The sequence below is a fragment of the Oceanobacillus sp. E9 genome (assembly GCF_001741975.1).
GTDB classification, from domain to species: Bacteria; Bacillota; Bacilli; order Bacillales; family Amphibacillaceae; genus Oceanobacillus; species Oceanobacillus kimchii.
Window position 1 is genome coordinate 506,671 of the sequence record NZ_LSNA01000007.1, and the last position, 22,082, is coordinate 528,752.

Sequence of the window (22,082 nt, forward strand, 5' to 3'; positions counted from 1 at the left end):
TATAGGAATGGGGGAGAACCAATGCGTTCATTACCATCTTATGTCCAATTAAAAGAAGTAGGCCCGAGAGACGGACTTCAAAATGAAAAGACGTGGATAACTACAGAAGATAAAGTAAATTGGATTAATATGTTATCTACTTCAGGGATAAAGGAAATCGAATATTCATCGTTTGTTAATCCCAAAATGATTCCAGCTTTATCAGATGCAAGGGAAGTAGGTAAGCGGATCATTAGAAACCCGGATGTTACGTATTCTGCTTTAGTTCCAAATCTTAAAGGGTTAGAATATGCGCTAGAAGCGGGAATTGATGGAGCGTCCGTATTTATGTCTGCTAGTGAGACACATAATCAAAAAAATATTAATAAAACGATTCAAGATACGTATCCAGTCTTAGATAAAGTAATTGTTGAAGCAAAACAAGCTGGGAAGCATGTAACAGGATATATTTCTACTGTATTTGATTGTCCTTATGAAGGGAAAATAGCCCCTGAGAAAGTGCTGATGGTATGTGAGAAATTAATCGACAGTGGAGTAGATGATTTATCGTTAGGCGATACCATAGGCACAGCAGTTCCGACGCAAGTCGAGCAATTACTCGAACTCTTGTTACAACATTATCCAAAAGAGAAATTGATCCTGCATTTTCATGATACGAGAGGAATGGCAATCGCTAATATTATGACTGCCATGCATTACGGAATTTATCGTTTTGATAGTACCATAGGTGGTTTAGGGGGCTGTCCATATGCTCCAGGAGCTGCAGGAAATGTAGCTACAAATGATGTTTTATATTTATTAGAAGGGCTTGGCATCAATACCGGTATTGACGAAAAGAAATTACAGGAATCTGGTGTATTTATTCAAAACAAATTAGACAAAACGTTGCCTAGTCGATCATTAGCTTATTTAAAAAACGCATAATTAACCCCAAACTATAGTACCAAATGTATCTACATTTTGCATTATAGTTTGGGGTTTTATTTATGGTTAAAATTTGGGCTTTAGAGAAAAGCCTCATTTTATCTATCAATATGGATTGACTCGTAAACAATGCTAGATTATGATTAGATTGATTTTAATTAAATTATGGAAGGAATGGTTCCCATCGACCTGCAAAGTATTGGAGATAAAATTAAGCAAGTTCGCTTGAGAAATAAAAAAACACAACAACAGATCGCTGATGAGTGTGGGATTTCCAAAAGCCTTCTATCTAAAATAGAAAACGGTCAAACAGCATCAGCTATCGCCACCTTATCAAAGATTTCAGATGCTTTAAAGGTACCGTTAGCTTGGGTGCTTGATGATAAGGAAGAGCAAGACTTAGTTATTCAACGAAAGTATAACCGTCCTTCAAAAGTCGGGGATGAAAGTATGGGATACTCATATGAATTACTGGCCAATCGATCGAAGTATAGTGGAATAGAACCCACTATTGTACATGTTACGCCCAAACATCGAAATTTACGTCAGGATAAGACATATACGCACTCACAAGATGAATTTATTTACATATTAGAAGGTGAAATGGAACTACTCTATAATGGAGAAAAGCAATTTTTAGAAAAAGGGGATAGTGCTTATTTTGCGGGTTCCAAACCTCATTTGTTTTTGCCAGTAAATGATCGCGGTGCCATGGTACTAACTTGTTTTATTGATCAAATATGAATAAACGAGGGAAGGGAACCAATGGAGTATGAATGTGTGTTTTGTAAAGTAGAAAATGAACCATTACAGTCGGTTATTCTATCGAATGAATATACAATGTTTTTGCAATTAAATGATACCTTCGAAAAAGGAGCGCCTTTAGAAGGAGCAGGGGTAATTGTTCCAAAAGCGCATCGTGAAACAGTATTTGATCTTTCTGAAGAAGAATGGAGGTCGACATTTGATTTATTAAAGGAAGCAAAAAAGTGGATAGATGTTCATCATCAACCAAATGGTTATAATATCGGGTGGAATGCAGGGAAAACTGCAGGGCAGCATATTTTTCACGCGCATTTGCATATTCTTCCCAGGTATGATGACGAAAAGTATGTAGGTAAAGGTATTCGTGCGTTGTTTAAACAATCGGATAATCGAACTTTCAAAGAAGTTCCTTATAACTAGAAAGTTGACTAAACAAAAAATGATGACAAACTATGTCACTTTTGGATTAATCCTTAACCATCAGTCGAGGATAAATAAAATCCCCGCTGACGGAAGTTATTATGAAGTTCCTGGTTCTTCTTTATCTACGATCGTAAATGGTCGCATCATATCGTAATCCTCGTGTTCTAGTATATGGCAGTGCCACACGTAATCTCCTGTAAAAGGTTCAAATTTTGCAATCACGCGCGTTACTTGAGCGGATGGTGCTGCTAAAGTATCTTTCCAACTTTTCTCATTTTCAGCAGGTGGAATAGGAGCATCAGTGTAAATCATTGATCCATCTTCATTATATTTCTCTAGATCAAAGGGTTGACGATCAAGAACCTGAAACTGAACGAGGTGAAGATGAATGGGATGCGTAAAATTAGTAACATTTACAATGGACCAAATTTCAGTATCACCGAGTTGAGGTTTCTCTGTTATTGGATCATGCCATAACTGATTATTGAGTAATAAAAGTGGTCTTCCGAATTGATCCTCTGATCCTACAAGTTTTAGATTTCTAATGGTATTTATTGAATTCTGCTTTAATGAAGGTATATGCGTTAAATGTTTAGGAATTCTACTCGTATCTTTTGTCGTTAAAGGCTTTGTAACTTTAAATTGCATAATATTATTAGTTTGATCTTCTGGATCTGCATCCTCGCCTAAATCATTGTTTATAGTCAGACTCTTTCCTTCAAATTCGGTAAAGTCAATCACAATATCGATACGTTCTGCGGGTTCCATAACGATTTGTCGAGTAGGAATACTTTTACGTAATAGACCACCATCAGAACCAATTTGATATATAGGTAATTCCTCATTCATAGATAATCGATACGTTCGAGTATTCGATGCATTCAATAGTCTAAAACGATATTTTCTCGGTTCAACATCGATATAAGGCCATGCTTTCCCATTAACGAGAATAGCTTCTCCTAAATAAGCAGGTACAATAGAAGGGGATGGTGCTCCTGGAATAGGCTCATCAGGTCCAGAAGGATAGTATAATGAACCATCTGGATTAAGTGTGCGGTCACAAATAACCAAAGGAATTTCATATTCTCCGGACGGAAGTTGTAAGGCTTTTTCCTCTTCTCCACGAATAATATACATTCCTATAAGGCCTGCATATACGTTTAAACGAGTAATTCCCATTGCATGATCGTGATACCAAAGTGTAGCAGCACGTTGGTTGTTTGGATACTCATATACTTCTCGAGAAAAATCCGGTCCAGTCTCTTGAAATTCCCGTGTAAACCATGCCTCTGGATAACCGTCACTATCTGGTTTTGTTACACTTCCATGAACATGCGTTACCGTTCGACTTTGTGGCATTTGATCTAGGTGATGTATCGAAGTATCTAAAGGCAATATGAGTTTCTGTGGTAGCTGGTTGATCCATTTAACATGTACTAATTCCCCTTCGAAAACATCTATGGTTGGTCCTGGAAATAGACCGTTATACCCCCATAACCTTGTTGGTGGTAAATCGCGGTGAAGCTTATGCCAACATTCTTTCATAACCACTTCATAATATGTTAAACGATTGCTTGCTTTTGTTGGTTCTAATGTAGAGATAATGGGAAGCTTATCTACAAATTTTGTTAATTTCATTTATTCCACTCCCGATAAAAACATATTACTATCTTTTATGTTTTTTTGGGTGTTATGGTTTGGGTGTTTACCTATTAATAGTAAATCTATTTGACACTATTTTTTGAGATTGTTTTCTCAATAACGGAAAATAAATATAAAAAGGAGCTGTCAATTAGCTGCAGCCCCTTTTTATGTGGAAAGATTCGTATATTCATTGAGTTGATTTAACAAATTATCTAATTCTTGGCTACATATAATCGTGTTTTCAGAGGATAATCCATCTTCTTCAGCAATTCGTAACATTTCATCCCTTTTTTTTACAATCGAGAGAACGATACTTTCTCTATCATTTTTTTTCATTTTTGTATACATTATTCTATTTGCACCTCTACTTTTATATTAGCTTGTCTCACACGATTAGGATTATCTCAAATTATTAAATAAAAATAAACCTTTTCGACAAAACTAGATATTATATTCATGCAATAAAAATGTATAATATATATCCTACTTTCGAAATACCTTCATATGACCTAATTTATAAGGAGGAAAAATAATTTAATAGAAAAGCTATTCTAATTTTTTAGAATAGAAATTAGCGTTAATAATGTCGAATTTAGTCGTTATTTGGAATACGAAAGCTATCTTTCGTTTTTTAGGATAATTAAAGAGTAGTTATTACCTAGATGAAAATGCTTACATTTAATCGGAAAATAATGTCGAAAACAAAAAAATAGTAGAGTATATATGCGAATAATTATACAGTTATATTATATTTTTTAATTTTTTGATAGAGAGTTACTCTTGATATTCCTAGTTTTTTAGCTGCTTTTGATTTATTTCCTTCTAGCTGCTGTAATGTTGTCTCTATCAATTGTTTTTCCATTGCCTCTTTTTCCATTGGTAGATTGGATATTGTCTCGTAAGAATTGAAATTAGTTGCTTGTGGCAGATAAAGTTGCATATCTTCCTTTTGGACAAGTGAATTCTCGTGAAGAATGATTATTCGCTCCATTAAATTACGTAGTTCACGGATATTACCTGGCCAGTGGTATTGAAGTAAATATTCAAATGCTTCCCCCGAAATATTAGGTGCTAATACTTGGTATTTATTTGCAAATTGATTCGAAAAACTTTTGGCTAGTATTTCAATATCTTCTATTCTTTCACGAAGAGGTGGCATCGTTAATTGGATCACATTTAATCGGTAAAAAAGATCGGAACGAAATTGTTTTTCATCCATTAGTTGCTCCAATTTTTGATTGGTTGCTGCGATAAACCGAACATTGACCTGTTTTCCTTGTGAATTTCCAATTCGATAAATTCGATTCTCTTGTAATACTCGTAAAAGTTTTACTTGCATCTCTAATGGTAATTCTCCAACCTCATCTAAAAATAGTGTCCCACCATCAGCCATTTCAATTTTACCTGCTTTACCTTTCTTTTCTGCTCCTGTAAACGAGCCGCCTTCATAGCCAAATAGTTCACTTTCAAATAAAGCACTCGGTATGGCTCCACAGTTTACGGGGATAAAAGGTTGGTTTCGTCGCTCGCTTGCTTCGTGTATAGCCTTTGCACAGACTTCTTTTCCTGTTCCGCTTTCTCCTAAAATCAATGTAGTTGCATTTGTGCTCGCAGCCTTACGTGCCAATTGGATTATCTGTTGTAGAGCATCGCTTTTTCCTTTTAGCTTTACAAATGGAGATTCGGAATTTGCTGGGTAAACTTTTTGCCGTAATTCATTTAATTCTGCAGAAGTAGTCTCTAGATTGTCGTTTAACTTTACAATTTGGGTGATATCTCTTTCCACAGAAATGGCCCCAATTAAATATTGATTGTTATCAAATACAGGGAGAGTGTTTACAACTACATGTTTATCTTTTCGTGGGCGATGGTATTGATTTTGCACTGCTTGTTTACTATCTAAAACTTTCATTACCATCAAGTCATCGTAAGCAAAAAAGTTTGTAATCGGTTGACCAATAATTGTGGACTTTTCAATGTTGTACGTATCTACTGCTGCGTTATTCCAATATAATACTGTTTTATTTGTATCTACAATTGTAATTGCATCGTCTTCGGCTTCTAATAATTGCTCAAAGAAATAATCATTCATTGAGAAAAATCCTCCTTCATTGTAAAGATGAGTGTAAACTTTCTAAACAATAACTGTAATTATAGTATACAATAAATTTCTGATTTTTCCATGGATTAAAATGATTATGTTTTTAGAAAAAAATTGAAAAAACAGGTATACCAATGGCTAACCCATTGAAATCGAATACATTTCAGAAAGTTGGCATCCTTTTTGCTAGTAAAATAGTAGAGAGTATAAATACTCTTTATGAATTATTTTTCAAGGAGGTTTTTATTTATGGTATTACCATTTAAACATGAACCATTTACAGACTTTACGGTGGAGGAAAACCGTAAAGATTATCAAGCTGCATTAGCCAAGGTTAAAGGAGAATTAGGAAAAGATTATCCGCTTGTTATTAACGGTGAAAAAATATATACCGATGACAAACTGGTATCTGTAAACCCTTCAAATAAAAAAGAAGTAGTAGGTCAAGTATCGAAAGCAACACAACAACATATTGAAGAGGCTTTTTCTTCCTCGAAGGAAGCATTTAAAGAGTGGAAAACTTGGTCTGCTGAAGATCGTGCACGTGTCCTATATCGAGCGGCAGCAATTGTAAGAAGACGTAAACATGAGTTCTCAGCATGGTTATCATATGATGCCGGGAAGCCTTGGGATCAGGCAGATGGGGATACTGCGGAGGGAATTGACTTTTTAGAGTATTATGCACGTCATATGGTTGAACTTGAACAAGGAAAACCGTTAGCAGATCGACCAAATGAAGATAATAAATATTTCTATCAGCCAATGGGACCAGGTGTAGTAATTCCACCATGGAACTTTGCATTTGCAATTGTTTGTGGAACAACAGTAGCTCCAATTGTTGCAGGAAATCCTGTACTGTTGAAGCCATCTGAAAATACACCTGTAATCGCCTATAAATTAGTAGAGGTACTTGAAGAAGCAGGATTACCAAAAGGTGTTCTAAATTTTGTACCTGGAGACCCAGCAGAAATCGGAGATTATTTAGTCGATCATAAAGACACGCATTTTATTAACTTTACTGGATCTCGTGCAACGGGAGTTCGTATTTTTGAACGTGCAACAAAAATTCAAGATGGCCAAACTCATTTAAAACGTGTGGTAGCTGAAATGGGTGGAAAAGATACGATTATCGTTGATGAGTCAGCTGATTTAGATTTAGCTGCAGAATCAATTGTTCATTCTGCATTCGGATTTTCCGGTCAAAAATGTTCTGCATGTTCTCGTGCAGTTATTCATGAATCGGTTTATGATGAGGTGATTAAGAAATCAGTAGAACTCACAAAAACTCTTACAGTAGGTAACCCTACGGAAGATAATGTATACATGGCTTCTGTAGTTAATCAAAAACAATTCGATAAGATAAAAGATTATATTGAAGTCGGAAAACAAGAAGGTGAGCTTGTTTTTGGAGGAGAAACTGATGATAGTAAAGGTTTCTTTGTACATCCAACCATTTTCAAAGATTTAGATCCACAAGCTCGTATTATGCAAGAAGAAATTTTTGGACCAGTGGTCGCATTTGCGAAAGCGAAGGATTTTGATGAATTACTGGATATTGCAAATAACACAGAATATGGTTTGACTGGTGCAGTTATTTCGAATAACCGCGAAAATCTTAACCGAGCACAAACAGAGTTTCTTGTAGGAAATCTATACTTTAACCGTGGTTGTACTGCAGCAATTGTAGGTTATCAACCATTCGGTGGCTTTAAAATGTCAGGAACAGACTCAAAAGCTGGTGGACCAGATTACCTTCAGCATTTCTTAAATGCAAAAGTTGTAACTGAACGATTTTAATTAAGGGAGGGGTTGGGGCATGAATAGCTACTTTATGTCCCAGTCTCGTATATAAGCTGTTAGTTTCTTAATAAGGGGATAGAAGGATGGCAAATCTAACACGAGATTTCTTTATAGGATTATCAAATAATAAATTGTTGAACACCAACGCTAAGAAATATGGATTTCGTTTAGGTGCGGAAAAGTTTGTCGCAGGAACTAATTTTGACAGTATTATCGGAATAATCAAAGATTTGAATGGTAGAGGAATATCTTGTACACTAGATAACCTTGGTGAGTTTGTGACAGAAAAATCAGAAGCAATTGAAGCGAGAGATGATATCATCGACATGCTTTATAAGATTTATGAGCAACGATTAGATTGCCATGTGTCTGTAAAATTAACTCAGCTGGGTTTAGACATTGATGAAAATTTTTGTTTAAATAATATTCGTGCGATTTTAAAAGTTGCAAAACGCTTTGAGATTTTTATTAATATTGACATGGAGAAACATATCCATTATGGTAAAACATTGGAGACTCTAAACGAGCTCCGAAAAGAGTATGACAACGTCGGTACGGTAATACAATCATATTTGTATAGTGCGGAGGACGATTTGGCCGCTTTAAAGGATGTACGAATACGTCTTGTGAAAGGTGCCTATAAAGAAGATGCATCCATTGCTTATCCATCAAAAGAAGATATTGATCGTAATTTTATGGAACTTGCTAAAAAAAGGCTGTTAGGTAATACATTTACTTCCATTGCTACCCATGATCATAATATCATTGATGAAATAAAAACTTTTGTTGAGGAGCATAATATTTCTAGAGATGTTTTTGAGTTTCAAATGCTTTATGGTTTTCGAACTGAAATGCATGAGGAACTGGCACAGGCAGGATATCATTTTTGTACGTATATTCCGTTTGGAAGCGATTGGTTTGGTTATTTCATGCGGAGGCTTGCAGAGCGACCGCAGAATATTAACTTGGTTTTAAAAGATGTTTTTTATACGAAAGAGAATAAGCTAAAGAAAGAACCAGTTATAGCTGGTGTGGCTGCTCTATCGTTATTGATGTTTGTTAGTAAAAAAAGGAAAAAATAAATTTAAGGACAATTTGTATTGTTACTGAAGGGATTGCCCTAGAGTCTTTGGTATTTCCCTTCCCTTCTTAATTCCTTCCTGTCTCAGCCTTTTTCCATCTTTAAGACAACATGTAATAACAAATCAACATTGGATGATTAGTACCGTAAGTACCACAAATTCCAAGTGTGAAAGCTTGTTATATATATATTATTAAAAGACGAAAGGGAGATAGGATGTCTGAATTTACGTATCAATTTATTGCTATCGGACTATACTTTTTAGCGATGATAGCTATCGGACTATACTCATATCGAAAAACGTCAAACTTAGACGATTACATGCTTGGAGGTAGAAGCCTAGGACCGGTTACATCTGCGTTAAGTGCGGGTGCTTCTGATATGTCACAATGGCTACTAATGGGGCTACCAGGAGCAATTTATTTATCTGGTTTAGCAGAAGGTTGGATTGCGATAGGTTTAGCAATAGGTGCATGGTTGAATTGGTTAATTGTAGCACCAAGGTTACGAACGTATACGGAAGTATCTAATAACTCGATTACAATTCCAAGTTATTTAGATAATCGTTTTAAAAATAACTCCAAGATATTACGAATTGTTTCAGGTGCAGTTATTCTTATTTATTTCACATTTTATGTATCATCAGGAATGGTGGCCGGAGGAGTTTTCTTTGAAAGCTCATTTGAATTTAATTATCATTTAGGTCTTATTATTGTAGCTGTTATTACAATTTTATATACCTTGCTAGGAGGATTCTTAGCCGTAAGTATTACTGATGTTGTGCAAGGGACGATGATGTTCTTGGCTCTAATTCTTGTGCCGACAATGGCAATTTTTCATTTAGGCGGAGTTGGAGAGACAGTAAATTTAATTCAAGATGTTAATCCAGATTTCTTAAGCTTTTTCGCAGCAGCGACTACAACAGGAATTATTTCTTCGCTTGCTTGGGGGCTTGGTTACTTTGGACAACCACATATTATCGTTCGTTTCATGGCTATTAAATCAGTAAAAGAGACCACATCCGCACGTCGCATTGGAATTAGCTGGATGGTGATTTCTCTGATTGGTGCTGTATTAACTGCATTAGTTGGTGTGGCATTTTTCCATGCTAATCCTGAATTTAATTTAGCAGACCCAGAAGCTGTATTTCTAGTACTTGGTCAGATTCTATTCCATCCATTTATCGCTGGAATACTTTTAGCAGCAGTAATTGCAGCAATAATGAGTACTGTATCTTCTCAGTTACTAGTTACTTCATCTGCACTTGTGGAAGATATTTATAAAGCAGTCTTTAAATCAGATGCTTCAGATAGAACGTATGTGATGTTGAGTAGAGCAGCTGTACTACTAATATCATTTATCGCTATTATATTTGCTTGGCAGAAGAATGATACTATTTTAGGACTTGTATCATTCGCATGGGCAGGATTTGGTGCTGCGTTTGGTCCGGTGGTGTTACTTTCTTTATTCTGGAGAAAAACAACAGGTACTGGAGCCTTATGGGGGATGATTGTTGGTGCAATAACGGTATTCTTATGGGGTTATTCACCATTAGCGGACTATCTTTATGAATTAGTTCCTGGTTTTATACTAAGTACGATTGTGATTGTTGTAGTAAGCATACTTACGTATAAACCGAATCCAGAAGTGGAAAAAGAATTTGATGAAACAGTTAAACGTCTAAAAGATCATAAAAGTACATCTTAATAATATTTGTTAAAGGAACCGGTTATCTATTCGAGATAACCGGTTCCTTTAACAGTAAGAAAAAGTATTTCTGCTTTTCTTGTTTATTATAGCTAAAAGTGTTTACGGAAAAAATTATTTTCTTTGATAAACCTTCTCTCCAGAAATAAATGTCTGAAGTACTTTTATATTCTTAATATACATTTTATCAACTTCAAATGGGTTGTTATCAAGTATGATGAAATCAGCATATTTTCCAACTTCTATACTTCCACTATTTTGCTCATCATTATTCAGCCTAGCACCATCAATTGTCATAGTTTCTATTGCTTTTTTAACTGAAATTCGTTGATTTTCTCCAAATATCTCTTGCTCCATACTTATACGATTTACTGCTGCCCAAACGGAGAACAATGGCGAAATAGGTGTAATAGGACAATCGGAATGAAGAGTATAGAGAATATCACGATCGGTAGCATCCTTTAAAGGGTTCAATCTTGAGGTGCGTTCAGGTCCTAAAAAGTATTTTTTATGACGGTCAGACCAATAGTATATATGATTTATGAAAAAAGATGCTGCTACATCAAGTTTTTTCATTTGATCTAAGTCATCTTCTGTAGCAGTTTGCACATGCTCTATACGATGTAAATGATTTTCTTTAGGTGATTTAGATAGAACATATTCATATCCTTTTAGAATAGAGGAGATGGCACGGTCTCCATTACCATGTATAGCTAAACGAAATCCTCTTTGATGGAAGTTAAGGAGGGTTTTTTCAAAGTCTTTTTGCTGATGAAGTAATTCTCCTTGTTCGTGAGGCTTTGTATAATAAGGTTCTCTTAAAGATGCGGTAAATCCCTGAATAGAGCCATCTTGAAATAACTTCGCACTATCTAACTTTGCTCGATTATTGGTTTCTCTCATAATGTCATTATTCAGTTCGGTAGCACTTTTATTTCGAAACTCACTATTTAATATATGATGTAATATCATATAACGCATACGCATAGGGTTTTTTAATGTTTTTACAGCTTGAATATGAGCATTATATTCTGCTATACCTAAATCAAGTCCTACACCTGCATCTGTGCAAGTAGTAATACCCTCAGCAAGATAATCAATTGCTCCAACTTCTATGGACTTAGTCATCTCTTCAATAGAAGGGTTAGGAATAACTGCTTGTACTAAATCTAATGCAGGTAGTTCGTAGAGTACGCCATTTAACTCACTTTCATTATCCCTGCCTAGATGTCCACCTTGAGGATCTTTACTACCTTTATGTAGTCCGGCAATTTCTAAAGCCTTTGTATTTGCAACTGCAAAATGAACTGAAGTATGACGAATCATGATAGGAACCTCGGTTGAAACTTGATCTAGTTCATAACGAGTAGGATGTCTATTTTCTTTTAATAATGTATTATCATAACCCCAACCTAAGAGCCAGTCATTTTTTGAGATTTCTTTTAATTTTAACTTCAATTGATGGAGAATATCAGATATTGATTGATTTAAAGGTGAGCTACAATTAGCTTGATTTTTAAATAGAGAATACATTAATAAATGGCTATGAGTATCTATAAATCCTGGTAGTAATGTCTTACCTCCCATATCAAGGATTTGTTCAGTTTTTACACTATTCAATACCTCTTTTGGAGGTAAAGGAGAGTGCCAAATTTTTTCTACCCTCCCAAATTTAATAGAGAATGACCCAGCAATGTCATTCTCCGAATTCATAGTAATAATTTTGGCGTTTGTAATGATCGTATTCATAGAATTAATGTATACTCCTTTATAAATTAGATTTTGTTTCTTTAGTATTTGCTGAATCAAGATCATTCCAGTAAACAGCTCTTACTTGTTCAGAATCATCATGCTTAGTTAATAAACTAACTATAACTAATGTTAAAATAGATACACTAAATCCGAAAATAGTATGGTCAATATTTAATCCTAAATATGGCCATGACATCGTTGCTATTAGTGCAGCTATCATACTCCATATCATACCTTTTTTAGTGACCCTCTGCCAGAACATAACTGCAAGGAAAGGAAATACTAAAACAGTTGCAGATAATCGTAATGCCCATTGATATGCTGTTTCAATATTAGTAACAAAATATGCTGCTATAAGACCAAGTAAGGAAATTATAATAACTGAGATTCTTGCCGAAAGCATAAGTTGTTTATTATTTGCATTAGGCCGTACCATACGTTGGTATAAGTCTCTAGTTAGGTTTGAACTACCTTGTAAAATAAATGAAGTAGCGCCAGTCATTAAAGCAGCTAGTAAACCTATAAAAACAATTCCCCCTATTGAAGGAGGTAGTAATTCTGCAGTTATATATGAAAAGATTAAATCCGGATTCATATCTTTAGGTACGTATTGTCTTGCTATTACTCCTATGGTATAGGGTAATATGGAGATCAACCCGGCAATAATGAACCCTGTTATTCCTGCTTTTTTCGCTATCTTTTCACTTTTGGAAGCAAATATTCGTTGCCAAGTTGATTGCCAAATTAAATAAAACGGACCTACTGACAATGCATAAAGTAATATACTCCCAAGTCCTTCAGCTCCAAGAGGAGATATGTAATCAGAAGGTGTATTTGCTATAATATTTTCAAATCCTCCAGCAAAATTTATACTTGATAAAGCTAATACAATAATTCCAATGATCACAATAATGGATTGAATTGCATCCGTAATTATAGTTGCTGGTAATCCACCTAAGATAGTAAATGACACTATTAAAATGAATGAAAGTGCTATACCTGTATTTACATCAATTCCGAGTATAATTGTAAAAATTGATGACATTCCCACCATTTGTAGAGCTAATGTGGGAACGGAATATATGAAAGCTGATAGAACGGATGGGATAATTCCTGATTTTCCTCCAAAACGTTCTCCGAATAAGTCTGCTATAGTGTAAAGTCGTTGACGTCTTAGTGGACCAGCAAAAGCTATGATTAGTAAGAGACAAAATAGAATTCCCGGTAAAGCAAATTTAAAATAACCTGAGAGTCCTACAGTGAAACCCATACCAACCCAACCGATAAACACAGCTGCTCCACACCATGTACTTATAATTGTACCGACAATTGGCCAGAAATTAGTATTCCATCCCCCGATTAGATATTCGTCGTAAGTCTTTACTTTAAAAAAATAATAAATCCCCATGGTGAACATGAGAATGAAATATAAGACTATATAACTAATATACCATGTCATATTTATAATTCTCCTTCATTAATTAATCTGTATTTGGGAAAATAATTTTTCTTACTATAAGAAAAAAGATATGTTGTTATTAAACCAAACGAAGAAAAAGAATTCAAGCATAATTACTAGAACATTATTGAGAAAAAGTTTACGATAGACACAAGATTAATTTTAACAGTATTTATTTATTGATTTCAGGGAGGCGTTAATATGGGAGAAAATAAAACGTTTATAGGTTTTGCGGGCACGTATACTAGAAAAGCCAGCAAAGGTATTTATCGTTTTTTATTAAATACTGAGACAAAACAATTAGAGAAATTAGAATTAGCAGCACGAATAGACAACCCGACGTATTTGACGATATCCGATGATCAAAAACATCTTTATTCGATAGCGCAAGAAGGAGAAATGGGGGGCGTTCAATCTTTTAACGTCTCTTCAGAATGTGGAGAGTTAAAGTTGATAAATGGTCAGTTAGTTGAAGGTGCCCCGCCATGTCATCTTGATGTGCGCGGTGAAGTATTGGTTACTGGTAACTACCATAAAGGAGATATCGGAGTACATCTCTTAAATAATGCTCAACTAGAACAAGGTAAATTTTTAAAGCATGAAGGCAACGGCCCTCATAAAAGACAGGAAAAACCACATGTCCACTATACAGGATTTACACCAGATGGAAGTTATGTAGTTGTGGCAGATCTAGGTACAGATGAACTTGTCACTTATCGCATAGAAGGGGATTCTTTATCCCATGTAAGTACATTAAATGTTGCACCTGGAAGCGGTCCACGCCATATTGTCTTTCACCCGGATAAACCTGTGGCATATTTGTTAACGGAATTAAGTTCAGAAGTAATTGTTCTTGATTATAATAAAAAAACAGGACAATTTAAACAAAAACAAACGATCAAAGCGATTCCTGAATCTTTTAAGGATACGAATGATGCCAGTGCGATTCATATTTCTTCAGATGGTAAATTTATATATACAGGAAATAGAGGACATAACAGTATTGCTGTATTTTCCGTTGATGACAGTTCAGGAACGTTAACATTGGTGGAAATCACACCATCTGGAGGCGAATGGCCACGAGACTTCGTCTTGGATCCAACAGAACAATTCCTTATTGCATCTAATCAACATAGTGGAAATATTGTTTTATTTCAACGTAATACTGCAACCGGGAAGTTATCTCCAACAAATAGCGAAATTGAAGTACCTGAAGTAGTGTGTGTGAAATTCTTATAACTTAATCATAAAAAAGAGATGATTACAAAAGTTAAATAAGAATGAATAGGTTTTGAAAACCCGCTTTAGAAATATCGCTTTCCGTGGGCAGCTGATGAGCCTCCGGTGCTCCGCAATCCGGGGTCTCACTCCCACAGGACAAGGAAGACCTTGACAGCATTGCATCGCACGCAGAAAATCGATTTTGATTTTCAAGGAGTCTCCGTATATTTCTTGTGCTGATTCTAGCTATCATACGACTTTTGAAATACGAGTAGTCAAGAGTTTTTCCTGTTACTTTTTTAATGAAAATCAATTATTTAGGCATGGGTAATAGACCTCAAGTCTTTCTTTTTTAATGATAATTCATTATGATATTAACGGTCCATTGAGATTGCGTACGAGTAATCGTACTTTGTATTGTTCTTAACCATGGAATAAATACATTTTATTAACTTGTTCATACAAGCGCCCACGGCAACCTTGTCCTTCTTGGAGTAGGTTGTTTTTTTAACTTGTAAGAATAATACACAATTGTTTTTTATAAGGTGTAAATAATGAAAGAGAACGAATATATTTACGTGGCTAGAAATCAAGGAGTATTATTCTTAGAGTCGGAAACCACTGAGAAAAATATAGGAGCAAGAAAACTATTGGTGAAAGTTGGGTTGAAGGAAATTCAGAATATTAAAAAGGACGATGAGAGTAGCTAACAAATACGATACTAATTAGCTTTATAGACTTATTTATGAGCATTAATGTATTTGCTATCTTCTGAAAAAACATGTAAATCAGTCTTTTACCTGCTATAATAATAACTATAGAAACAAGGGGAAATGGGGGGTTTTACATGACAACATTACAATGGAATAGCCCTAGTCAATTAAGGACTTTACTAAATGAATTAGTCAGTTGGAAAAGTATTACGTTTTCTGAAGGGGAACGGCAATTCCCAATGAAACTTTATGCCAAGTTACAGGATTTAGATTATTTTCACCAATATCCAGATCGCTTATCTTTGCATGACGCAGATGAGCGTAGAAAATTATTAACCGCTATCTATAAGCATCCAGATGCTACACAAACGATTTGTCTTATTAGTCATTTTGACACTGTTAATACAGAAGAATACGGATCTATGGAACCGCTCGCTACACAACCGGAAGAACTTACTAAATTATATATGGAAAAAAAGGAAGAGTTACCGTTTGAGATTCACCAAGATTTGGAATCGGAAGCTTTTTTATTTGGTCGCGGAACCATGGATATGAAGATGGGGCTAGTTATGCATATGAGCTTAATTGAGCAAGCTAGTATAGAAGAGTGGCCAATTAATCTTGTCCTATTAACAGTTCCGGATGAAGAGGTGAATTCATCTGGTATGCGTTATGCAGTACCAGTGTTGGTTGAGTTACAGAAAAAGTATGGTTTTACATACACTTTATTTTTAAATAGTGAACCGACGTTTCGACAAGAGCCAACGGATAATTCGCATTATATTTATACGGGTACTATTGGGAAGGTACTAGCAGCTGCTTTATTTTATGGTAAAGAGACACATGCTGGAGAGCCTTTAAGTGGCATGACATCGCCTTATATGGCTTCATATCTGACGCAAGAAATGGAATGGAATTCAAAATTTAGAGAAACGGTAAGAGGCGAGTCTACACCATTACCGGTCACGTTACAACAAACCGATCTGCGTTTACATTATTCGACCCAGACACCATACCGCTCTTCTGCGCTTTATAATTTATTTTTGATGGAACGAAGTACTTCAGAAGCTTTTGACTTATTTGAGAAAGTAGCGATTGAAGCTGCAAATAAGTGTACAGCAGCCTATAATGAAATTTGTAGACAACAAGTGGTACCACCGATAGGAAAGGTAAAAGTAATTCGCTATAAGGATTTATTAGAATATGCTACAGATAAACTAGGTGAATCTATCATTCAAGAGATTAAAGCCGATATTTATTATAATGATGAATGGGATGATAGAGAAAAATCGCTTCGAATTACCGATCAATTAATGATTCGTTGTCAAGAATTGGCACCAGCGATGATTATCTTATTTGCGCCACCGTATTATCCAGCAGTGAACTCTTCAGACAATAAGTTAGTACAAGAATGTACGACATTTTTAACTGAAAAAGCAAAAGAAGATTTTCAGTTGGATATTAAACAGGTTCATTACTTAAATGGTATATGCGATTTAAGTTATGTGAATTATTCGGAGGATCTTGTTGGATGGGAAGAATATGAACACAATACACCAGTTTGGGGGGATACGTACCATCTTCCTTTTGATGAGATGAGTCAGCTACGGGCACCAGTAATTAACGTAGGACCATTTGGATATGATGCACATAAACGTACGGAAAGATTGCATACTGTTAATGCGTTTGAACAGTTCCCAAAGATGCTCAGAGAATTGATAGGATATATTTCAAAAAAATAACCAATGATAAAAACTGGATAAGCAATATCGAACAATAACATTTGGCACTAAAATGTGAGCGACTCCGAAGGGTGTATAAGCCCAACGCTTATCTTTGAAAAACATTTTCAAGGTAAGCTGAAGCATACATGCCTGAGGAAAGTAGCTCACATTTTTTGCTAGTTCTTATATTGATTTCAAGACCTTTTTTAAAATATTTTATTCGGATTCATGATTTGGTTTGGATCGAGAGCTTGTTTTAATTGTCTCATTACAGTTAAGGCCTCTCCATGTTCTTGTTGCTGATACTTTTTCTTGCCAGTCCCGACTCCATGCTCGCCAGTACAGGTACCGCCTCGTTCTAAAGCATAAGCTACAACTTTTTCATTTAGTTCTTGAGCGTATTGGACTTCTTGCTCGTCATGTTGATCAAACATCAAGACAATATGAAAATTACCATCACCGACATGTCCTGTAATGCCACCAGGTAGCCCATAGGTATCTAGCATTAACCTAGCATGTGATATCGCATCTGCTAGATAAGAGATTGGCAGGCAAACATCGGTAATCATCATTTTCCTACCTTTATAGCCATGCACATATGCATATGCTAGATTATGTCTAGCTTCCCAAAGTTGGTTTCTAGCTGCAGTGTCAGATTCAAAGGTGATATTTGTACAATCAAAATCTTCAAATAGTTGTTCTGTAAATGCCATATCTTCTGCAAGTCCAGCTTTGTTTCCATGAAATTCAACGAATAAGGTAGGTTCTATCGAAAGGTCTAGTTCGCTATATTGATTGACTTGTAAAATAGAATCTTCATCGACTATCTCTATTCTCGCAATTGGAATTCCTGCTTGAAGTACGGAAACTACTGCTTCAATAGCTTGATGTACGGTAGGGAAGGTAGCTCTTCCGGCAGCGATATGTTCTGGAATACCGAAAACTTTTAACGTGAGTTCGGTGATGCACCCTAATGTTCCTTCTGAACCAACAAACAAGCCATTTAGATGATAACCAGAAGAAGACTTTGCAGCTTTTGTACCTGTTTGAATCGTGGTGCCGTTTGCAAGGACCACTTCCATTGTTCGTACATTATCTCGCATAGTCCCATATTTTACGGTTAGTGTACCACTTGCATTTGTAGCGGCCATTCCTCCAAGTGTCGCATCAGCTCCGGGATCAACAGGAAAGAATAAACCATACTTTTTCAGTTCCTTTTCTAACTGCGTACGGGTAACGCCTGGTTGTACTCTTACAATTAGATCTTCTGGATTAATCTCTAGGATGTTGTTCATTAACGAGAAGTTTACCGAAATTCCTGGATCATTTGGAATCACATGACCTTCCAAACTTGAACCAACACCAAAAGGATAGATTGGTACTTCATATTGTGAGCAGCATCTCGTTATGTGTTGGACATCTATTGTATTTTTTGGGAATACGACTGCTAATGGCTTATGAGGTACATGGTAAGATTCATCTTTGCTATGTTGTTCTAACAGCGTTTCGTTTTGTGTGATTTGCGATATTTCTAAGTGTTTGCTCAATTCTTCTATCAAGGAAGTAATGGTTGTTTCCATGTAGAGCACTCCTTTTTAGTAGTTATAAAATTCTATGCCTGACTAATTAATTGTATAGCAAGTAAGTGTTTAAAAATATTGAAAAAAGGTTTATAATATGGACAGGATGGAGGTGATATCCTATGGGTATCGCAAATATAGGTATACCGGGTCTAATCTTAATAATTGTTATCGCTTTAATCATTTTTGGACCTAAAAAGTTACCTGAAATTGGAAAAGCTGCCGGACAAACTCTACGTGAGTTTAAATCTTCTGCGAATAGTATGATGGATGAGGAAGAACAGAAAGATAAAAAAAATGAGAAGCAGTTAAATCAATCTTCTTCCAATAATAATAAATAGTAGTGAAAAAAGACGCTTACCAGTGATTATACTAAGCGTCTTTTTAATTGAAGATTCTAACTACTGTTATGTATGAAAACCCCTACTGAATGAAGTTTCTCTTTATGATGATTGCTGAAGCAGCATTGTCATTATTTCATTTGGTTGAACAGGTTTACTAAAGAAATACCCTTGTCCTTCATGACATTGTTGACTTTTCAAGTATTCGAGTTGTTTTTCACTTTCTATTCCCTCAGCAATAATTCGAAAATGCAAGTTTTTACCCATATTAATAATTGTATTTGTGATAATTTCTCCATCGCGATCAAGGTCATCGATAAACGACTTATCAATTTTTAATGTATCAATAGGAAGCTGTTTCAGATAACTTAAGGATGAATAGCCAGTTCCAAAATCATCGATAGATACATGCATTCCTAAGCTTTTTAATTCTAAAATTGTCATCATCGAACTTTCTAAATTAAGAATGGTACCTTCTGTTATTTCAATCTCGAGATATGAGGCATCTAGCATTGTTTTATTTAGAATTCCTTTCACATCTTGTACAAAGTACTTATCTTTAAATTGTATTGGAGACACATTTACGGAAATGCGTTGCATAAGTAATCCTTTTTCTTGCCAAGATTTCATTCTTCTACATACATTTTCTAATATCCATTTGCCGACAGGAACAATCATTCCGGATTCCTCTAATTTTGGTATGAACTCACTCGGCGAAACAAAACCAAATTCTCGATTATTCCATCGTAATAATGCTTCTGCCCCTACTACTTTATGACTTTTCAAATTAATAATTGGTTGATACATGATGCTAAATTCTTCACGAGCTAAAGCTTCTTTTAATTCTAAATCTATCAAATAACCACGTTCTAGAGTTTTTTTCTGCTGATTAGTATGTATACAATACCGATTTCCGCCGTTCTTTTTAGCGAGAACCATTGCTTTTCTTGCTTGTTTTAAGGAAGTTTCTATCCCATCATATTTTGAATGTCCATTTGTATAAGTTGATTTGTAGGGGAAATTAATCCCAATGCTAACTGTTAATGAAATTTGTCTATCTTGTATTTTATACGGAATACGTAATTTATTAACGATATTCTCTGCTTTCGCCATGCATTCTTCTTGGTCTAATTCTTCTTTTACAATTACAACAAATTCATCTCCATCTTTACGAAAAAGAAAGTTTTCTTTCGTTTGGAAATTTTGCAATCGTTCTGCTACCATCGTGATTACTTTATCCGCAATACGTTTACCGAATGTTTCATTGATTTGTTTGAACCTGTCTAAAGAAATATATAATATGGCCTTTACATCATTTATATTAATTTGTTGATTATCTACCCAATGATAGAGTTGATTCTGATTCGGTAACTTCGTTAAATAATCCGTATATGCAATTCCTTCGATATATTGCTCATGATGTTTTCGTGCAGTGATGTCGTAGTAAGTCGTTACCATTTTTTCTAGATTCCCAAATTGATCATAATAAGGTACCGTTGCTGCATCAAACCAACAAGTTGTATCGTCCTTTGTTTGGATTTGAATTTCTTCTTTCCAAATAGCTTCTTTTTCATGTTCTTCTACTATATGGAAGTGGAAAGGGGACTTTAGTAATCGATTAAAAGGTTTATCGAATAAGTCTTCTTCTGAGTAATTTAGTCGCTTGCAAAAAGAATCATTCGCATAAATTAAATCCCCATTTACATCTATGATGGAAAACATGGTTGTCTGATCTATGGCGGATTGTACCTTACTATCAGTTAAATAATGTTTTCTTTTTTCATTCATGAAGAATACCTCTCTTATGTATATGTAAACTCTATTTTACTAGATTTGATTATGCATAGCTATGGAAATTGACGAAAAATATGAAATATTTTCATGGTAGAATATCATTCAGAGTGGTTCGTTAATAATAGAGTTGAAAAGATTATTGACGCATAATTTCTTCTGCAGCGAAAACAGGGCGGACAATTATAGAATGAAAGGGTCTCACTCTATGGGAAAAGCACGAGCTGAAGATTCGTACGGAAAAGTGACTTTCTTTTCCGAGTTAGCTAAAGCCGTGCTTATAGATATATTTTATTCTGTTTTTTCTGGCTCTCCGTAGTTTTGTCCTTTGGTATCTACAGTGATTTGTTTTATGGTTGATACTTCTTCTTCAGAAGTTCCTTGTTCTACAATATTATCTACGGTCTCCATGCCTTCCGTGACTTTTCCAAACCCTGCATAATCTTCATCGAGATGGTCGGCTTTGTCTAAAACAATAAAGAATTGAGATCCTGCAGAATCAGGGTGTTGACTTCTAGCCATTGAAAGTACTCCACGTTCGTGGACTAAGTTATTTTCAAATCCATTCGAAGTGAATTCTCCGGGGATAGAGTATCCAGGTCCTCCAGTTCCATTTCCTTCAGGATCGCCACCTTGGATAACAAACTCGGGGACAATTCGGTGGAAAGTTAATCCATCATAAAATCCATCTTCAATTAGAGAAATAAAATTAGTTACTGTGTTAGGAGCAATATCGGGATAAAGTTCTATGGTAATAGTTTGTCCATTTTCCATTGTAATTGTAGCTATCGGGTTATCATCCGATTGAGTATCTTCGCTCGGTGTTTCTTCAGTATCAGAGCATGCTGATAAAAGAAAAGTAATCATTAGTATTAGTATAAATAGATATCTTTGCTTCATTTTAGTTCTCCTTTATCTTTAATAATTGTCCAATGTATGTGATGACGGACGCTAACACTTGGATAAATATTGCTTACATAGTCTCACTTTAATGTCATTATAGCATGGATTTTTACATGATTGGAATTTAGAATGTGCTTTAGTTTATCCCGTATG

18 protein-coding genes are annotated in these 22,082 nt (G+C 35.2%); 10 read left to right on the plus strand and 8 right to left on the minus strand.

Features of this window, described 5'->3' with window-relative positions; genetic code table 11:
* Positions 1 to 21 precede the first annotated feature (21 nt).
* The 3 genes from AQ616_RS12095 to AQ616_RS12105 all read left to right on the plus strand — a co-directional run bounded on the left by AQ616_RS12095 (position 22) and on the right by AQ616_RS12105 (position 2,109).
* Entirely contained in the window at positions 22 to 924 is a 903-nt protein-coding gene (locus AQ616_RS12095) for a hydroxymethylglutaryl-CoA lyase (protein ID WP_069685901.1), read from the plus strand.
* Positions 925 to 1,089: 165 nt separating this feature from the next.
* On the plus strand, positions 1,090 to 1,668 hold the full coding sequence (locus AQ616_RS12100; protein ID WP_240490503.1) for a helix-turn-helix domain-containing protein: 579 nt from the start codon (positions 1,090 to 1,092) through the stop codon (positions 1,666 to 1,668).
* A 21-nt stretch (positions 1,669 to 1,689) separates the two neighbouring features.
* Positions 1,690 to 2,109, plus strand: a complete 420-nt coding sequence (locus AQ616_RS12105; RefSeq protein ID WP_017796467.1) for an HIT domain-containing protein — start codon at positions 1,690 to 1,692, stop codon at positions 2,107 to 2,109.
* Positions 2,110 to 2,208: 99 nt separating this feature from the next.
* Here AQ616_RS12105 and AQ616_RS12110 read toward each other — a convergent pair whose 3' ends face one another.
* The 3 genes from AQ616_RS12110 to AQ616_RS12120 all read right to left on the minus strand — a co-directional run bounded on the left by AQ616_RS12110 (position 2,209) and on the right by AQ616_RS12120 (position 5,848).
* Entirely contained in the window at positions 2,209 to 3,750 is a 1,542-nt protein-coding gene (locus AQ616_RS12110) for a multicopper oxidase family protein (protein WP_017796468.1), read from the minus strand.
* Positions 3,751 to 3,921: 171 nt separating this feature from the next.
* Positions 3,922 to 4,092, minus strand: a complete 171-nt coding sequence (locus AQ616_RS12115; RefSeq protein ID WP_139136359.1) for an aspartyl-phosphate phosphatase Spo0E family protein — start codon at positions 4,090 to 4,092, stop codon at positions 3,922 to 3,924.
* A gap of 397 nt (positions 4,093 to 4,489) precedes the next feature.
* Positions 4,490 to 5,848 (minus strand): sigma-54 interaction domain-containing protein, encoded by a 1,359-nt coding sequence (locus AQ616_RS12120; protein WP_069685902.1) that lies wholly within the window; start codon positions 5,846 to 5,848, stop codon positions 4,490 to 4,492.
* A 258-nt stretch (positions 5,849 to 6,106) separates the two neighbouring features.
* On the opposite strand from AQ616_RS12120, the gene pruA reads away from it, so the two are divergent.
* The 3 genes from pruA (at position 6,107) to putP (ending at position 10,445) form a co-directional block, all read left to right on the plus strand.
* Positions 6,107 to 7,654: an L-glutamate gamma-semialdehyde dehydrogenase gene (gene pruA, locus AQ616_RS12125; protein ID WP_069685903.1), complete on the plus strand. Its 1,548-nt coding sequence runs from the start codon at positions 6,107 to 6,109 to the stop codon at positions 7,652 to 7,654.
* A gap of 86 nt (positions 7,655 to 7,740) precedes the next feature.
* Positions 7,741 to 8,739 (plus strand): proline dehydrogenase family protein, encoded by a 999-nt coding sequence (locus AQ616_RS12130; RefSeq protein WP_017796472.1) that lies wholly within the window; start codon positions 7,741 to 7,743, stop codon positions 8,737 to 8,739.
* 215 nt (positions 8,740 to 8,954) lie between these two features.
* On the plus strand, positions 8,955 to 10,445 hold the full coding sequence (gene putP / locus AQ616_RS12135; protein ID WP_069685904.1) for a sodium/proline symporter PutP: 1,491 nt from the start codon (positions 8,955 to 8,957) through the stop codon (positions 10,443 to 10,445).
* A 114-nt stretch (positions 10,446 to 10,559) separates the two neighbouring features.
* On the opposite strand, the gene AQ616_RS12140 is transcribed toward putP, so the two are convergent.
* Both AQ616_RS12140 and AQ616_RS12145 read right to left on the minus strand, forming a co-directional pair.
* On the minus strand, positions 10,560 to 12,194 hold the full coding sequence (locus AQ616_RS12140) for an amidohydrolase (RefSeq protein WP_069686005.1): 1,635 nt from the start codon (positions 12,192 to 12,194) through the stop codon (positions 10,560 to 10,562).
* 19 nt (positions 12,195 to 12,213) lie between these two features.
* The gene (locus AQ616_RS12145) at positions 12,214 to 13,656 is read right to left on the minus strand and encodes a sodium:solute symporter family protein (protein ID WP_069685905.1); all 1,443 of its coding nucleotides are present in this window, start codon (positions 13,654 to 13,656) and stop codon (positions 12,214 to 12,216) included.
* Positions 13,657 to 13,857: 201 nt separating this feature from the next.
* Between AQ616_RS12145 and AQ616_RS12150 the strand changes: the two genes are divergently transcribed.
* The 3 genes from AQ616_RS12150 to AQ616_RS12155 all read left to right on the plus strand — a co-directional run bounded on the left by AQ616_RS12150 (position 13,858) and on the right by AQ616_RS12155 (position 17,332).
* Positions 13,858 to 14,895 carry a lactonase family protein gene (locus AQ616_RS12150; RefSeq protein WP_069685906.1) on the plus strand — a complete coding sequence of 346 codons (1,038 nt, stop codon included), beginning with the start codon at positions 13,858 to 13,860 and terminating at the stop codon, positions 14,893 to 14,895.
* A 560-nt stretch (positions 14,896 to 15,455) separates the two neighbouring features.
* Positions 15,456 to 15,587, plus strand: a complete 132-nt coding sequence (locus AQ616_RS20090) for a hypothetical protein (RefSeq protein WP_276206862.1) — start codon at positions 15,456 to 15,458, stop codon at positions 15,585 to 15,587.
* A gap of 137 nt (positions 15,588 to 15,724) precedes the next feature.
* Positions 15,725 to 17,332, plus strand: a complete 1,608-nt coding sequence (locus tag AQ616_RS12155; RefSeq protein WP_069685907.1) for a M20/M25/M40 family metallo-hydrolase — start codon at positions 15,725 to 15,727, stop codon at positions 17,330 to 17,332.
* A 188-nt stretch (positions 17,333 to 17,520) separates the two neighbouring features.
* Here AQ616_RS12155 and AQ616_RS12160 read toward each other — a convergent pair whose 3' ends face one another.
* The gene (locus tag AQ616_RS12160) at positions 17,521 to 18,894 is read right to left on the minus strand and encodes an FAD-binding oxidoreductase (RefSeq protein WP_069685908.1); all 1,374 of its coding nucleotides are present in this window, start codon (positions 18,892 to 18,894) and stop codon (positions 17,521 to 17,523) included.
* Positions 18,895 to 19,016: 122 nt separating this feature from the next.
* On the opposite strand from AQ616_RS12160, the gene AQ616_RS12165 reads away from it, so the two are divergent.
* Entirely contained in the window at positions 19,017 to 19,235 is a 219-nt protein-coding gene (locus AQ616_RS12165; protein WP_011065764.1) for a twin-arginine translocase TatA/TatE family subunit, read from the plus strand.
* 102 nt (positions 19,236 to 19,337) lie between these two features.
* Here the strand turns inward: AQ616_RS12165 and AQ616_RS12170 are convergent, their stop codons facing one another.
* Together AQ616_RS12170 and AQ616_RS12175 are read right to left on the minus strand one after the other, a co-directional pair.
* The gene (locus AQ616_RS12170) at positions 19,338 to 21,023 is read right to left on the minus strand and encodes an EAL domain-containing protein (RefSeq protein ID WP_069685909.1); all 1,686 of its coding nucleotides are present in this window, start codon (positions 21,021 to 21,023) and stop codon (positions 19,338 to 19,340) included.
* Positions 21,024 to 21,317: 294 nt separating this feature from the next.
* The gene (locus AQ616_RS12175; RefSeq protein WP_069685910.1) at positions 21,318 to 21,926 is read right to left on the minus strand and encodes a peptidylprolyl isomerase; all 609 of its coding nucleotides are present in this window, start codon (positions 21,924 to 21,926) and stop codon (positions 21,318 to 21,320) included.
* Positions 21,927 to 22,082 lie beyond the last annotated feature (156 nt).